This is a genomic window from Candidatus Pelagibacter sp. PS_17, assembly GCF_059417945.1.
Window position 1 is genome coordinate 254,876 of record NZ_CM182073.1, and the last position, 16,352, is coordinate 271,227.

A 16,352-nucleotide genomic window follows, 5' to 3' on the forward strand; every position below is an offset into this window, starting at 1 on the left:
TATGGATATTTTAAAAACCGCACTTTACAGTTTACATCAAAAGCATGGAGCTAAGTTTGTTCCATTTGCTGGGTATCAAATGCCAATTCAATATTCTAAAGGAATTATTGAGGAACACAAAAGTACAAGAGAAAATGCAGGTATTTTTGATGTGTCCCATATGGGTCAGTTATTCATTAAAGGAGATGATAAGTTGGCAAAAGATCTTGAAAAAATTTTTCCAGCTGAATTGAGTAAGGCTAAATTAAATCAATCCAAATATAGTTTTTTAATGAATGATGAAGCAGGAATTTATGATGATTTGATTATCACAAAAGTTGAAGGTGGTTTTAACATTGTATTAAATGCTGCTTGTAAGAATACAGATTTTAAACTTTTAACTAAATTGTTAGAAGATAAGTATGAAATGATTTTAAGTGAAGAGCTATCGCTTATAGCAATTCAAGGCCCTAAAGCAGTCCAAATATTAGAAAAGATAATCAATGGAGTATCAGATCTAAAATTTATGAATGGTGATACGTTTAATTATCTTAAAGAGGATATTTATATCACAAGATCAGGTTATACCGGCGAAGATGGATTTGAGATATCTATCAAAAATGAGAACGCAGAAGCGTTTGTGCAAAAACTCATAGATGAAGGGGCTAATTTAATTGGATTAGGTGCCAGAGATACCTTGAGACTAGAGGCGGGACTTTGTTTGTATGGTCATGACATGGATATTAATAAAAGCCCAGTAGAAGCAAATTTAAAATGGGCGATATCAAAAAATAGAATTCTTGAGGGTGGGTTTATTGGATGTGAAAAAATTAAATCTCAAATCGAGAAAGGAGTAAGCAAAATCCGCGTAGGTATTAAGCCAGAAGGAAGAATTATAGCACGTGAAAAAACTTCAATATTTAGTGAGGATGATAAAAATATTGGGGAAATTACAAGTGGAACTTTTGGACCCAGCGTTCAGGCCCCAGTTGCAATGGGTTATGTAGAAAATTCATTTTCTAAAATTGATACTAAGGTTTTTTTAGAAGTGAGAGGAAAAAAATATCCGGCAATTATAAGTAATTTGCCATTTTATAAAAAAAGTTATGTGAAAGGAGCTAGTAAATGAGTGAAGTAAAATATTCTAAAGAACACGAGTGGATAAAGTTAGATGGAGACACTGCTGTTGTAGGAATTACACAACATGCAACCGAAATGCTAGGAGATATAGTTTTCGTAGAGTTACCAGAAATAGGATCTTCTGTAGTTAAAGATGGCAATGCTGGAGTTGTAGAATCTACAAAGGCTGCAAGTGATATTTATACTCCTGTATCTGGAGAAATTATCGAAAATAACCAAGCCATTGTTGACGATCCTGCAAAAGTTAATTCTGATCCAGAAAATGAAGCATGGTTTTTTAAATTAAAAATTACTGATAAGTCTGAAATGGATTCATTAATGAATAAAGAAGAATACGAAAAATTTTCAAAAGAAAGTGGTAGTTAAATGTTAAAGAATGCTCAAAAAGATTTTATACAAAGACATATAGGTCCATCTATTGATGAACAAAATGTTATGCTTAAAGAGTTGGGATACCAAAATCTTGATGATTTAATAAAAGATACTGTACCAGAAAAAATTCTTCTTAAAGATGATTTGGATATTGGTGATCCAAATTCTGAATATAAAGCACTTAGAAAATTAAAAGATATTTCTAAAAAAAATAAGATTTATTCTAGCTTTATAGGAATGGGTTATTATGGAACTTATACTCCCTATGTAATACTTAGAAATATTTTAGAAAATCCAGGATGGTATACTTCTTATACCCCTTATCAGCCAGAAGTAGCACAAGGCAGATTGGAAATGTTATTAAATTTTCAACAAATGATAATTGACTTTACTGGAATGGATATCGCTAATGCCTCTCTTTTAGATGAAGGAACAGCTGCAGCGGAAGCTATGGGATTGAGTTATAGAATATCTAAGTCTGAATCTAAAAAAGTTTTTGTTTCAAAAAATTGTCATCCTCAAACAATTGATGTGATTAAAACAAGAGCTGAACCTTTAGGCCTAGAAATAATAGTTGGTGACGAAGATAAAGATATTAAAGAAAATATTATATGTGGTATCATTCAATATCCAGGAACTCTTGGAGATATTAAAGACCCAAGTGAGGCTATTAGTAAAATACATAAATTTAATGGAAAAGCAGTTTTAGCATGTGATTTGTTAGCACTCGCTAAACTAAAAACACCTGCTGAGTTAGGTGCCGATATTGCTGTCGGTAGCTCACAACGTTTCGGAATTCCAATGGGTTATGGTGGTCCCCATGCTGCATTTTTTGCTACAAAAGATGAATATAAAAGATCAATGCCAGGCAGAATAGTAGGTGTGTCAGTAGATAGACATGGGAAAAAAGCATATAGACTTGCCCTTCAAACAAGAGAGCAACATATAAGAAGAGACAAAGCTACAAGTAATATTTGTACTGCACAAGCATTATTGGCAATAGTTTCTGCAGCTTATGCGGTCTATCATGGTCCACAAGGAATTAAAAAAATTGCAGAAAGTGTTTCTCAATTAACTAAAAATTTTGCAGATAAATTAAAGCAATCTGGTTATGAACTTTATTCAAATGAATTTTTTGATACGGTTACAATAAAAACTCTAGATAAAACAGAGAAGATATACAAAAATGCTTTAGATCAAGGAGTAAACATCAGAAAAGTGAATTCTGAAATGTTAGCAGTATCTTTTGATGAGAGAAAAAATCTTTATAGAGCAAATCAGTTACTAAAAATCTTTAATTGTTCAGAAACAATTAAAGAAAATATGAATGAAAGTTTATCTAATATTCCAAAAAACCTATTAAGAACTTCAACTTATTTAGATCATCCAGTTTTTAATAGTTATCATTCGGAAACAGAAATGCTTAGATATTTAAAAAAATTAGAAGACTCTGACATTGCTTTAAATAAATCTATGATTGCCTTAGGCTCGTGCACTATGAAACTTAATGCAGTTGCAGAAATGATACCAGTTACCTGGAAAGAATTTTCACAGCCACATCCTTTTTCTCCTGTAGAGCAAATGGATGGTTATAGAGAATTATTTACAGATTTAAAAAACTGGTTGAGATCAATTACTGGATTTTCTGGAGTTTCATTGCAACCAAATGCTGGTGCTCAAGGAGAGTTTGCTGGTCTAATGGTAATACGTAAATTTCATGAAAAAAATGGTGAAACAAATCGTAATGTTTGTTTAATTCCAAGTTCAGCGCATGGCACAAACCCGGCTAGTGCTCAAATGGTTGGTATGAAAGTAGTTGTTGTTAAATGTGATCAATATGGAAACGTAGACTATGAAGATTTAAAAAATAAAGCTGAAGAACATTCAGAAAATTTAGCGGCCCTTATGGTCACTTATCCATCAACACATGGTGTATTTGAAGAGAAAATAACTGACATATGTGAGTTAATTCATAATCATGGTGGGCAAGTTTACATGGATGGAGCTAACTTAAATGCATTAGTAGGTATTGCTAAACCTGGAAATTTTGGACCAGATGTTTGTCATATAAATTTGCATAAAACATTTTGTATACCTCATGGTGGTGGTGGGCCTGGTATGGGACCAATAGCGTGTAAAAAACATTTAGAAATATTTTTGCCAAAACATTCTGTGATAAAAGATTGTGGTCCAGTGACTGGAATGGGAGCGGTATCTGCAGCTCCTTGGGGTAGCTCAAGTATCTTATCAATTTCATGGATGTATATAAAGATGATGGGTTCTGAAGGCCTAAGAAAAGCATCACAAGTTGCAATACTAAATGCAAATTATATTGCCCATAAATTAAAAGACTCTTTTCCAATTTTATATAAGGGTAAAAGTGGCAATGTAGCTCATGAATGTATCATTGATATTAGAACGATAAAAAGTGAAACAGGGATCACTGAAGAAGATATTGCAAAGCGATTGATTGATTTTGGCTACCATGCTCCAACAATGTCTTGGCCTGTTGCTGGTACAATGATGATTGAACCTACAGAAAGCGAAAGTTTGAGTGAAATTGATAAGTTTTGTTCTACTCTTATAAAGATAAAACAAGAAATAGATAAAATTCAGTCTGGTGAATATGATAAGACTGACAACCCATTGAAGAATGCGCCACATACTCACGTTGAATTAACATCCAATAAGTGGGATCATAAGTATGAAAGAGAAGAGGCCGCTTATCCTTCAGAGTTTTTAAGAACAAATAAATATTGGCCTCCAGTTGGTAGAGTAGATAATGTTTATGGAGATAAAAACTTGTTTTGCACATGTCCATCTATGGAAGAGTACGAAGACACAGCTGCTTAGATATTTACTAAGATGAAAATTGCTGTAGTAGGTGCTGGTATATCAGGATTAAGTGCTGCTTATTACCTATCTAAAAAACATAAAGTTGATTTATTTGAAAAAGAAAATCAATTTGGGGGTCACGCAAATACAATAAAGGTTGCTTACAACCCCAACAAAGAAATTCCAATAGATATTGGATTTATGGTTTTTAATAAGCAAACATATCCAAATTTAATTAATTTTTTTTTAGAAAATAAAATAGAGATTGAAAAAAGTGATATGTCATTTTCTGTTACTGTAGAAAATAGTGGATTAGAATATTGTGGAAAAGGATTAGGTGGAATTTTTTCTAATAAAAAAAATTTATTTAATCCAAAATTCTTAAAAATGTTTTTTGAAATTTTAAGCTTTTATAAAAACTGTGAAAAAATAGAAATTAAAAAAATTAGTTCAATAACATTAGGGGAGTATTTAACAGAAATAAAAATTTCAGAATATTTTATTAATTATCATATTATACCAATGGTATCTGCTATATGGTCGATGCCTCCATATGAAGCAAAACAAATGCCATTATCTTTTTTTCTAAGCTTTTTCAAGAATCATGGACTGTTTAAAATTAAAGATAGACCTCAATGGTTTACGGTTACAAATCGAAGCAAAACTTATGTCGATAAGATAATAGGCCAAGTTAGTGGAGAACATTTTAAGAATTACAATATAAATAAAATCACTAGAAATGATTTAGGTGCTAAAATTTTTTATGGGGAGGAAAATGAGTTCTTTGAATATGATAAAGTTGTAATAGCAACTCATGCAGACGAAGCATTAAAGATAATTGATAATCCAACACTAGACGAGAAGTCAATATTAAGAAAATTTAAATATAGAGCAAACACTGCAGTAATACATTTTGATGAAAGTGTTATGCCTAAAAATAAAAAAGCATGGTGTGCTTGGAATTCTTCAATGGACTCAAATAATAATGAAAAGACAGCTGTAACATATTGGATAAATCAGTTACAAAATTTAAAGATAGATAGAAATATTTTTTTAACAATTAATCCATTTAAAGAAATTCCAAATGATAAGATATTTAAAAAAGTAGCATTTACTCACCCTTATTACGATACAGAAGCATTAACCAATCAAAGTAACCTGCATAAAATTCAAAATAAAAAACATATTTTATTTTGTGGTAGTTATTTTGGTTATGGTTTTCACGAGGATGGAATAAAGTCCTCTATTGATATGCTAAAAACACTTAATGATTAAAAATTCTTATATTTATACAGGAAATGTAATTCATAAAAGATTTAAGCCCAAAATTCATAGTTTTAATTACAATGTATTTTCACTTCTTATAGATTTATCGGAAATAGATTTACTACACAAAACTTTAAAGATATTTTCATACAATAAACTAAATATTATTAGTTTCTTTGATAAAGACCATGGAGCAAGAGATGGGAGCTCTCTTAAGGAATGGGTTTTAGATAATCTTAGAAAAAATAATATTGAAACTAACGATGTTCATATTAAACTTTTATGTTACCCAAGAATATTTGGATATGTATTTAATCCATTAAGTGTTTTTTATGTCTACGACAAAAATTTTGATCTAATATCTATTTTATATGAAGTAAAAAACACATTTGGCGAGCAACATGTTTATGTTTTTAAAACTAAAAAAGACCAAAATCTGATTCAACATATGTGTAAGAAGAAATTTCATGTATCTCCATTTATAGAAATGAATTGTATTTATTTTTTTAGACTATTGAAACCTGGTAATAAAATATCTGTAATAATTGATCTGAATGATCCAGTTGGCAAAGTATTATACGCTTCACAAGATGGTATTAAAAGTGAATTGACCAATAGAAACCTACTTAAATCTTATTTAAAACATCCATTAATGACATTCAAAATCATTATAGCGATACATTATGAGGCATTTAAATTATGGACAAAAGGAATTAAATTTATAAAAAAAAAATTAAATATTAAGAATAATATTACTATCGAAAACTAATGTTAATTTACAAAATTTCAGATTTGATTGTGTTTAGTGCATTAAAAAATATTAAACATGGTTTTCTTGAAATTAAAAAAGTAAATGGTGAAGTTTTAAAGTTTGGCAACCCTGATGAAAATTTAAAAGTTTTTTTAGAAATTAAAGATGAAAGCCTAAATTATAATTTGATTAAAAGTGGAAGTATTGGTTTGGGAGAGTCTTATATGAAAGATCTTTTTATAACAAATAATCTTTCTGATTTGATTGAGTTAACAGCAAAGAATATAAAAACCATTTATAAATTTTCTGGAATCTTCGATTTGCCTTTTATTAATTTTATTAAAAATAAAATTATAAAAAATACTAAAAATAGAAGTAAAGAAAATATTGCCAAACATTATGATTTAGGAAATGACTTTTTTTCATTATGGCTTGATAAAACTTTAACCTATTCCAGTGCTATATTTGAAAGCCCCAAACAAGAACTTTTTGAAGCTCAGAACAATAAATATCAAAAACTAATTGATCTTATAAGACCCTCAAGTGGTAATAAAATTTTAGAAATTGGTTGTGGTTGGGGTGGTTTTGCTGAGTATTTAGGTACTAATTATGATGTTAAATTAGATTGTATTACTATTTCCAAAAAACAATATGAATTTGCTAAAGAGAGAATTCATCGATGTGGACTTAATGAAAAAGTAAATATTCAAATTAAAGATTATAGAGATTTAAAGGATAAATATGATCATATTGCATCAATAGAAATGATTGAGGCTGTAGGTCAAAACTATTTAGATAGTTATTTTAATACAATTAAAAATAATTTAACACCCTCGGGTACCGTGGGCATTCAAGCCATAACTATCGATGATAGTTTATTTAATAGATATAAAAATAAAAAAGATTTTATACAACAATATATTTTCCCAGGTGGTTTTTTACCCTCAAAAAGTGAATTACAAAATTATGTTGATAAAAATGGATTAAAATTTGGTGAGTATAATTCATATGCAAATCATTACTCCGAGACTTTGATTATTTGGAGAGAAATATTTAATAAAAAATGGGACTTAATTAAAAAACAAGGCTTTGATTTAAAATTTAAAAAAATGTGGGAATTTTACCTTTCATATTGTGAAGCTGGTTTTAAATCAAAAAACATAGACTTAATTCAATTTTCACTACAAAATAAATAACTATAGGAGCTACATGATAAACTTAAAGATAATTAGATTAACAGTATTAATATTTGCTTTATTCTTTACAGCAAGTTGTATAAACAATAACTCTATGAAACCGACAGATTTTAAAAACACTGAACCAACTATGACTATAGAGCAATATTTTAATGGTCCGGTTAAAGCATGGGGTCTACTACAAGACCGTAGTGGTAAAGTTACTAGACAGTTTAAAGCTGATATGACAGGTAGTTTTGAGGGAGATATTTTAACTCTTAAAGAAGATTTTTATTGGACAGACGGAGAAAAACAAAATCGTATATGGAAAATCAAAAAGATTGATCAAAATTATTACGAAGGAACGGCACCCGATGTCGTGGGTACAGCTAAAGGTTATCAATATGGATCAGCTTTTAAATTTGAGTACGATTTAATGGTCCCATTTAAAGGAAAGAATATTAAAGTTTCTTTTGATGATTGGATTTTTAAACAGGATGAAGATGTTGCAATTAATCGAGCTACACTTACAAAGTTTGGATTTAAAGTTGGTGAATTGACAGTTTTCTTTAAAAAAAATTAATAATCAATCTTCTTCATACCTCTAGCAACTAGTTTAAAATATAAACTACTAGGTAGCATTTGAAGGAATTTTAAAAAATAGGTAAAGGCTTTGGGGAAATGTATTTCAAAACTTTTTTTGATTACTAATCCTTTATAAATTTCATCTGCAGCAAATTCTGGAGTTTTGATCATGGGCATTGGAAAATCATTTTGATCAGTCATAGGCGTTTTTATGAAACCGGGGCTGATTAACGAAACACGCACATTCTTCATTCTCATATCAAAGTTTAAGCTTTCAGCAAAGCTAGTAAGTGCTGATTTTGAAGCACAATATGCACCAGCTGCAGGTAATCCTCTATAGCCCGCAACTGAAGAAATTATAGATATTTGGCCATTTTTTTTCTCAGAAAAATAATCATAGATTGAATTAATTGAATTCATGGTTCCAAAATAATTAACTTCCATTATTTCTCTTATCTTGTCTAAATTAAATTTTTTTTCTGATTTTGGATCATGCATGCCAGTACCGAACACACAGATATCAATATTATTAAATTGTTTGATTATGTCTTTTGCGACTAATTTACATGCATCGACTTCAGTAACATCCAAAGGAAAAGGAAATATATTTTGATTAATTTTTTTAAGTTCATTTAATAAATTTTCACGTCTTGCAGATGCAGCAACCATCCACCCATTTTCTGCAAATTTGATTGCAAGAGCCTTACCAATTCCACTACTTGCACCTGTTATCCAAATAACTTTTTTATCTTCCATATTCTATTGTATAATAGAAATATGTTAAAAAACAAATTCTTATCTTTTTTATTGTTTGCTCTTGTAACTTTTTCTGCATCTGCAATAGGAGGTTTAGCTACTGTAGGTTTTAAAGAGCCTTGGTATTCTTTAATCATCAAACCTTCATTTAATCCACCAGATTGGATTTTTGCACCAGTTTGGACAACACTCTATTTTTTTATGACAATTGCTATCTGGAAATTTTGGCATAGTAAAAATAGAGACATGAACACTATTTACCTTTATTTCATTCATTTAATTTTTAATACAACTTGGAGTATAGTTTTTTTTGTTTTTCATAAAATAGTTTTAGCTATGATTGTATTAGTAATTTTAATTTTATTGATAATTATTCTCATAATTAGATTTAAGCGTGTCAACTTGTATAGTTATTATTTAATGATTCCTTATTTACTTTGGTGTCTCTTTGCTTTACTTCTTAATATAAGTTTAATCATATTAAATTAAAATAAATTATGGATGATGTTGTAATAGTAGGTGGTGGAATAATTGGAACTGCTACAGCTTATTTTTTATCTAAAGAAGGTAGAAAAGTAAAAGTTATAGAAAGAGACCCAACTTATAAAACAGCTTCATTTCCATTGTCCCTTGGTGGATTTAGAAGACAGTTTTTTCAAAAAGAAAACATATTACTTGGAAAGTTTGCTAGAGAATTTATTTTTCAAATACCAGAATTACTTAAAACTGAAAAAAATCCAAACCCTACAGCAAGCATGGTTACAAATGGATACTTGTTAATGTTTGGTCCAGAGCATGCTGAGGAACAATATGAAGCCTTAAAAAATCATGAAGCTTGTGAAGCTGGAACTAAAAATATCAAAGGTTCTGAACTATCAAAAATATTTCCTTATATAAATAGTGAAGGTATTGAAACAGCAACTTATACTGACAACCAAAGTGAGGGATGGATTGATCCTTTCATGTTTCATAGCGCCTTAAAAAGTAAGGCAATTGAATTAGGTGCTGAATTTATTAAAGGCGAAGTAAAAAATATTTCTGATATCAAAGCAAAAACAATTATATCGGCAGCAGGATGTTGGACTAAAGAATTATTAAAAGATATTCCGGTAGTTCCCCAAAAACACACAGTTTTTAGAGTTAAATGTCCTAAATATATTAAAGAAATGCCATTAACAGGAGATTTAACAACGGGTGTTTACTGGAGACCTGAGGGTGGAGAGTATTTAGCAGGTTCACCTAATTCAGTATTTGATGCTACTGATCTAGAACCAGCTTGGAATGATTTTGAAGAATTAGTATGGCCTGCATTAGCACAAAGAATTCCTGCTTTTGAAGAATTAAAATTAACTGGTGGATGGGCTGGTTATTATGATTGTAATAAATTAGACAACAATGCCGTAGTTGGCAAACACCCTAAATATGAAAATGTATATATGGCTTCAGGTTTTACCGGTAGAGGATTAATGCAAGCCCCTGGAATAGGAAGAGCATTAACTGAATTAATTTCTACAGGATCTTATCAAACGATTGATATTAGTGATTTTTCTGTTGAAAGAGTTCTTGATAATAATGCTAGACCAGAACCTTACGTTTTATAAATAATTTAAGTTCCACAAAAAGTTTGATACTTCACATGACTATGAGGAGCAGGGGACATTAATTCTAAATCATTTTCTTTAACCTGATATGGATTTTTCAAAATTTCAGTCAATTTATTAAACAAGGTTAAATCACCATTATTAGCTAACATTAAAGCCTCTTCAATTTTGTGATTACGAGGTATTATCATTGGATTAGATGAATTCATTAATTCCATAGATTTATCATGAGTGTTACCAAACATTACTAATCTTTTCATCCATTTAGTTTTCCACAAATCAAAGTCCGCATTATCATAAACTTCAGAATTTTTAATTGTTTTATCCATCAAAAAAATAAAAGTATTTGTATAATCTGCTTTATTTTCATACATCCAATTTAATAATTCCATAATTAAATTTTTATCTTCTTTATCTTCACCATATAATCCAAGTTTATCTCTCATCATATTTAACCATTTTGTTTCATAATTTTGTTCAAATTTATCTAAAGCTTCTGTAGCTAATTTAATCGCTTCATCTTCGTTTTTACTAATAAGAGGAATGAGACATTCAGCAAACCTTGTTAAATTCCATTTGGTAATTTTTGGTTGATTATCATAAGCATATCTACCTAATTGATCTATTGAACTAAAAACTGTTTTAGGATCATAAGTATCCATAAATGCACAAGGACCATAATCTATTGTTTCACCAGAGATAGACATATTGTCAGTATTCATAACTCCATGAATAAAACCGACACGCATCCAGTCAATTACAAGTTGGGTTTGTTTTTCGATTAAAACATTTAATAAGTCTAATGTTTTATTCTTTGATGATTTTATATTGGGGTAGTACTTTTCAATTGTGTAATTAATCAAAATTTCTAAATCATTAATATTTTGTTTTGCAGCAATGTATTGAAATGTTCCAACTCTTAGATGGCCTAAGGCCACCCTTGTAAGAATTGCACCTTGTGAAATTTGTTCCCTAACCACATCTTCGCCAGTTTTAACTACTGCTAAACTTCTAGTAGTAGGTATTTTTAAAGAATGCATTGCTTCACTTATTATATATTCTCTCAACATTGGGCCTAAAACAGCCCTACCATCACCACTTCGTGAGAATGGGGTTCTACCAGAACCTTTGAATTGTATATCAAATCGTTCATTATTTTTGGTTAAGTGTTCACCAATTAAAACGGCTCTTCCATCACCAAGCATTGTAAAATGACCAAATTGGTGACCAGCGTAGGCTTGCGCTATAGAGTTAGATCCTTCAGGCAATAGATTTCCTGAAAAAATTTTTGATAAGTCGTCATCATTAATATTTGAAAAATCTAGATCTAATTTATTTGCCAGATCTTTATTTAATATTAATATTTCTGGTGCACTTACTGCAACAGGGTTGATATCTTCTTTGAATGTTTTTGGTAATCTTGAATAACTATTGTCGAAATGCCAACCAATTGTCATTTTATCGATTAGTTAACTTCTGCTTGATTTTCTTTTGGCTTGATTTCAGTTTTAAATTGGTTTGAGATTTTTTGAACTTCAACTGCTGAAACTTTATATTCTGCACACATTGTTTCTTCATCTTTACCATGACCGGTTACCATATTGACCATATGTTCTGGAAAATGGAATGTTGTAAATACTATGCCTTCTTTAACTTTATCTGTAACTTCTACTTTTAGAGCAACTTCTCCTCGTCTAGAATAAAGTCTTGCTATGTCACCTGTATTTAACTCTCTTTTGTTGGCATCATTTGGATGAACTAATAATAAATCTTCAGAAACTATATTGATGTTACTTGTACGTCTTGTCATCGTAGCAGCATTGTAGTGCTGTAGAACTCTACTAGTTGTTAAAATTAATGGGTATTCTTTTTTATTTGTTTCAATTTCCGCAGACTCTTTCCAATCAAAGTTTTTAAGACGTCCTTTTCCAAGCTTAAAAGTTTCTTTATGTAAAATTTGTGTATCTGTTCCATCCTCTTGAACTGGCCATTGTAATCCCATTTTACCAAGTCTTTCTCTTGTTACCCCTTTAAAGAAAGGAACAATATCAGCTATTTCTGCTAGAACTTGATCAGCGTCATATTCAGGTTGGTCAAAGCCTAATTTTTGCATCATGTCTGTTACAATTGTTCCATCAGTTTTAGTACCAGGTAATGGAGGAACAGCTCGATTAACTCTTTGAATTCTTCTTTCGGTATTAGTAAAGGTTCCATTTTTTTCTAAGAAAGTTGTTCCAGGTAATACTACTGTTGCAAGTTTTGCTGTTTCACTCATAAAAATTTCTTGAACAACTAATAATTCTAACGAGTTCATTGCCTGAACCACATGTGCACTATTTGGATCTGTTTGAACAATATCTTCTCCAATAATCCAGACTGCTTTAACTTCTTTATTAATAGCACCATCAAACATTTCTGGAATTTTTAATCCTGCTTTGGTTGGGTGAACCACTCCATATTTTTCAGTGTAGAAATTTTGAACTTTTTCATCAGCTACTTCAAAATAACCTGCACCTTGATGAGGTTGACAACCCATATCAGCTGCACCTTGGACATTATTTTGTCCTCTTAATGGGTTAACTCCAACACCTTTTCTACCAATATTTCCAGTAATCATTGCAAGATCAGCAATTAACATCACCGTCTTAGATCCTTGTTCTTGTTCAGTAACTCCTAAACCGTGGAATTCCATAGAGTTTTTAGCTGTCGCATAAGCAATTGCTGCTTCTTTAACTAACTGTTTATCAACACCAGCGACTTTCGCTAGATGATCCATATCTTGTGTCTCAATTTCTTTAATGAAATTCGCAAAACCTTCAGTTCTATCTCTAACAAAATCTTTATCATAAAGGTTTGCTTTTAATATAAAATGTAACATCATATTTAAAACAGCCACATTTGTTCCTGGTCTAAGTTTAATATGATAATCAGCAAGTTTAGCAAGCTCAGTAGTAATTGGATCTAAAACTATTAGTTTTTTTCCTTTCATTACTTGTTGTTTAATTTTTGCTCCGGTAACTGGGTGAGCATTTGTAGGATTTGCTCCTATAACCATAAATAAATCTGCGTGATAAATATCTTCTGTAGAATTAGTTGCAGCACCAGTTCCAAAAGTTTGTTGCATTCCCCAAGCTGTTGGTGAGTGACAAATTCTTGCACAACAATCAATATTATTAGTTCCAATTGCAGCTCTAATCATTTTTTGAAATACATAATTTTCTTCATTAGTACATCTTGCAGAAGAAATTCCAGCTACAGCATCAGGACCACTTTCTTTTGTAATTCTATTTAATTCTTTTTTAATAAAGTCATATGCTTCATCCCATGATGCTTCTTCAAATTTTCCATTTCTTTTAATTAGAGGAGTTTTTAACCTATCTGGATGATCGTAAAATCCAAATGCATATCTTCCTTTAATACAAGTGTGACCTGCATTAACTTCAGATTCTTTAGGCGTAGATATTGCAACAACTTTATTATCTTTAATTGATGCTTCTAAATTACATCCAACACCACAGTAAGAGCAAGTTGTTCTAACTTTTTTATCTACTGCAACAGATTTTGATTGGTAAACATCAGAGATAGCATCTGTTGGACATGTGTGTGCACAAGCACCACAAGATACGCAAGACGAATCTCCAAACAATGCATCGTTGTCAGTTGTGATTTTAGACTCAAATCCTCTACCACTCATTGTTAAAACAAAAGATCCTTGAATTTCGTCACAAGCACGAACACATCTTCCACAGTTAATACAGTTATCTAAATTCATTCTCATATAATCGTGAGATGTATCTTTAGCAATACCCTTGTGTTGTTTTGGGCTGTTATATCTATGATCTGATATACCTAAATCATTTGCAACATCTTGTAGTTCGCAATTATTATTTACTTCACAAGTTCCACATTCCATTGGGTGGTCAGTTAAAACTAGTTCGACAATATTTTTTCTTAAAGCCGTTAAATTTTCATTATTTGTAAAGATGTATTGGTTTTCACCAACTGGTGTATGGCATGATGCTACAACTTTAGTTGGACCATCTTTTACAAGAGCCACCTCTACAGAACAAACTCTACAAGCACCATAAGGGGCTAAATTTGGATCATCACAAAGGGTTGGAACTTTTTTTTCACCCAAATAACTTTTTACAAAATTTAAAACAGAGGTATGGTTTGGACCAATTTCATATGGCTTTCCATCTATGTAGGCGATTTTTCTTTTTTCTGAGCTCATTAATTATCTTTCACCATATCATCCTTCATTTCATCACCAAAATATTTTAATATATTCATGATGGGAGTAGGAATTGCTCCACACAAAGCACATAAACAGCCTTTTTGCATAGTTACAAGCAGCTCATTTAGTAATTTTAATGGAATCTTAGCAGTTTTATTTTTTGCTTGATCAAACATTTCCTTACCTCTGTAAGAACCAAGTCTTCCAGGAAAGCATTTTCCACATGATTCTTCGGCAGTAAACTCAAATAAATGATGGATATATTCAATCATAGGAAAGTCTTTTGGAATACTTACTATACTTGCGTGTCCTAACATAAAACCTGCAGCAGTAAATTCTTGAAAATCTAAATTTAATTCTTCAATCTCGGTAATAGGAATTACACCTCCTAATGGACCTCCAATTTGTAATGCTTTAATGGGTTCTTTAAAACCACCACCAATATCATTTAAAACTTTTTTCATTGGTGTTCCCATTTCAACTTCATAAACACCTGGATTATTGAAAAAACTATCAAAGCAAACTAATTTGGTTCCAGCAGATTTTTTATTTCCAATTGCAGAAAACTTATCAGCTCCATTAATAAGTATACCCGTAGCTGCAGCTAATGTTTCAACATTATTTACAACTGTTGGTTTCTTGTAAAGACCTTCAGTGACAGGGAAGGGAGGTCTTACATCTACTTCAGCTCTTCTTCCTTCAATTGATGCAATCAATGCTGTTTCTTCTCCACAAATATAAGCACCTTGACCAATACAAATATTTAAATCAAAAGAAAATTTAGTTCCTAAAATATTTTCACCAAGTAAGCCTGCTTTTTTTAAAGAATTAATTGCTCCATTAATTGCTTCTATAGATTTTGGGTACTCTCCTCTTATATATAAAACACCTTCATCACTACCAATAACATAACCACAAATAACCATTCCAAATAAAACTTTTAATGGTTGATCTTCTAATAAATACCTATCAGAGAAAGCACCTGAGTCACCTTCATCGGCATTACATATAACATATTTTTTTTCAGAAGGAGCTTTTCTACAAAAATCCCATTTCATACCAGTAGGAAAACCAGCACCACCTCTGCCAGTTAAATTAGAGTCTAGAAGGGATTTAGTTATTTCTTGTTTGTCAGTAGCAATAAATTTTTTTAATTGTTCCTTAAATTGATCTAAATTAGAAAGTTTGTTATCCATTAAAAAACTAGTTGAGGCATAACTTTTAGAAAAGAATTTTTCTTGAACTATGTCTTCACCTTTAATTATTTGATCAATCTTATTAATATCGTTTCCGGCATAATTCTCACCATCATAATGAAAAGCATTATTTTCATAGCAGTGACCAAGGCAAAACATTTCACCAACTTTATCGTCACCTAATTTTTCTTGTAATTTTTTTTTAAGCGGCTCTTGAGTACCAGCACACATGCAAGCACTTCCATTGCAAACAAAAGCTTTTTTTTCTCTATGAGAGGGTCTTAAAAATTCATAAAAACTTTCTGCACCATGAATAGTTGAGACACCCATGTTATATTCTTTTGCAATTTCCTTAATACCATCAGCATTATTTGATTTTAATGATCGTTCAGATATTTTTTCGAACAGATTATTCTTTAAACCTATTCTGCCGGATAAATTACTTATATTTTTTGACAC

The 16,352-nt window shown here is 30.7% G+C and carries 13 protein-coding genes; 9 read left to right on the forward strand and 4 right to left on the reverse strand.

Annotated elements, in window-relative coordinates; translation table 11 throughout:
- The first annotated feature begins 1 nt into the window (after position 1).
- The 7 genes from gcvT to AC5SML_RS01405 are packed head-to-tail and all read left to right on the forward strand — an operon-like array spanning position 2 to position 8,101.
- Entirely contained in the window at positions 2-1,108 is a 1,107-nt protein-coding gene (gene gcvT / locus AC5SML_RS01375; RefSeq protein WP_271479812.1) for a glycine cleavage system aminomethyltransferase GcvT, read from the forward strand.
- A complete protein-coding gene (gene gcvH / locus AC5SML_RS01380; RefSeq protein ID WP_006997244.1) occupies positions 1,105-1,485 on the forward strand; it encodes a glycine cleavage system protein GcvH in 381 nt (126 codons plus the stop codon). Before gcvT ends, gcvH begins: the two co-directional genes overlap by 4 nt.
- Positions 1,486-4,344, forward strand: a complete 2,859-nt coding sequence (gcvP, locus tag AC5SML_RS01385; protein ID WP_494617378.1) for an aminomethyl-transferring glycine dehydrogenase — start codon at positions 1,486-1,488, stop codon at positions 4,342-4,344. It begins immediately after the preceding gene.
- A gap of 12 nt (positions 4,345-4,356) precedes the next feature.
- A complete protein-coding gene (locus tag AC5SML_RS01390; protein WP_271564715.1) occupies positions 4,357-5,601 on the forward strand; it encodes an NAD(P)/FAD-dependent oxidoreductase in 1,245 nt (414 codons plus the stop codon).
- Positions 5,594-6,361, forward strand: coding sequence for a DUF1365 domain-containing protein (locus tag AC5SML_RS01395; protein WP_271479803.1), 768 nt, complete (start codon positions 5,594-5,596; stop codon positions 6,359-6,361). The genes AC5SML_RS01390 and AC5SML_RS01395 overlap by 8 nt, the downstream gene beginning before the upstream one ends.
- Entirely contained in the window at positions 6,361-7,539 is a 1,179-nt protein-coding gene (locus AC5SML_RS01400; protein WP_020169185.1) for an SAM-dependent methyltransferase, read from the forward strand. Before AC5SML_RS01395 ends, AC5SML_RS01400 begins: the two co-directional genes overlap by 1 nt.
- A gap of 13 nt (positions 7,540-7,552) precedes the next feature.
- Positions 7,553-8,101: a DUF3833 domain-containing protein gene (locus tag AC5SML_RS01405; protein WP_018413933.1), complete on the forward strand. Its 549-nt coding sequence runs from the start codon at positions 7,553-7,555 to the stop codon at positions 8,099-8,101.
- Here AC5SML_RS01405 and AC5SML_RS01410 read toward each other — a convergent pair.
- The gene (locus AC5SML_RS01410; RefSeq protein WP_011281858.1) at positions 8,098-8,859 is read right to left on the reverse strand and encodes an SDR family NAD(P)-dependent oxidoreductase; all 762 of its coding nucleotides are present in this window, start codon (positions 8,857-8,859) and stop codon (positions 8,098-8,100) included. The two genes, AC5SML_RS01405 and AC5SML_RS01410, sit on opposite strands and share 4 nt — an antisense overlap.
- A 21-nt stretch (positions 8,860-8,880) precedes the next feature.
- Here AC5SML_RS01410 and AC5SML_RS01415 point away from each other — a divergent pair, with 21 nt between their 5' ends.
- Both AC5SML_RS01415 and AC5SML_RS01420 read left to right on the forward strand, forming a co-directional pair.
- Positions 8,881-9,348, forward strand: coding sequence for a TspO/MBR family protein (locus AC5SML_RS01415; RefSeq protein WP_011281859.1), 468 nt, complete (start codon positions 8,881-8,883; stop codon positions 9,346-9,348).
- Between the two features lie 8 nt (positions 9,349-9,356).
- Positions 9,357-10,460 (forward strand): NAD(P)/FAD-dependent oxidoreductase, encoded by a 1,104-nt coding sequence (locus tag AC5SML_RS01420; protein WP_011281860.1) that lies wholly within the window; start codon positions 9,357-9,359, stop codon positions 10,458-10,460.
- Between the two features lie 5 nt (positions 10,461-10,465).
- Here AC5SML_RS01420 and AC5SML_RS01425 read toward each other — a convergent pair whose 3' ends face one another.
- The 3 genes from AC5SML_RS01425 to AC5SML_RS01435 are packed head-to-tail and all read right to left on the reverse strand — an operon-like array spanning position 10,466 to position 16,352.
- The gene (locus AC5SML_RS01425; protein WP_494617380.1) at positions 10,466-11,917 is read right to left on the reverse strand and encodes a protein adenylyltransferase SelO; all 1,452 of its coding nucleotides are present in this window, start codon (positions 11,915-11,917) and stop codon (positions 10,466-10,468) included.
- Positions 11,918-11,925: 8 nt separating this feature from the next.
- Positions 11,926-14,694 (reverse strand): formate dehydrogenase subunit alpha, encoded by a 2,769-nt coding sequence (gene fdhF / locus AC5SML_RS01430; protein WP_494617382.1) that lies wholly within the window; start codon positions 14,692-14,694, stop codon positions 11,926-11,928.
- Entirely contained in the window at positions 14,694-16,352 is a 1,659-nt protein-coding gene (locus tag AC5SML_RS01435; protein ID WP_494617383.1) for an NADH-ubiquinone oxidoreductase-F iron-sulfur binding region domain-containing protein, read from the reverse strand. Before AC5SML_RS01435 ends, fdhF begins: the two co-directional genes overlap by 1 nt.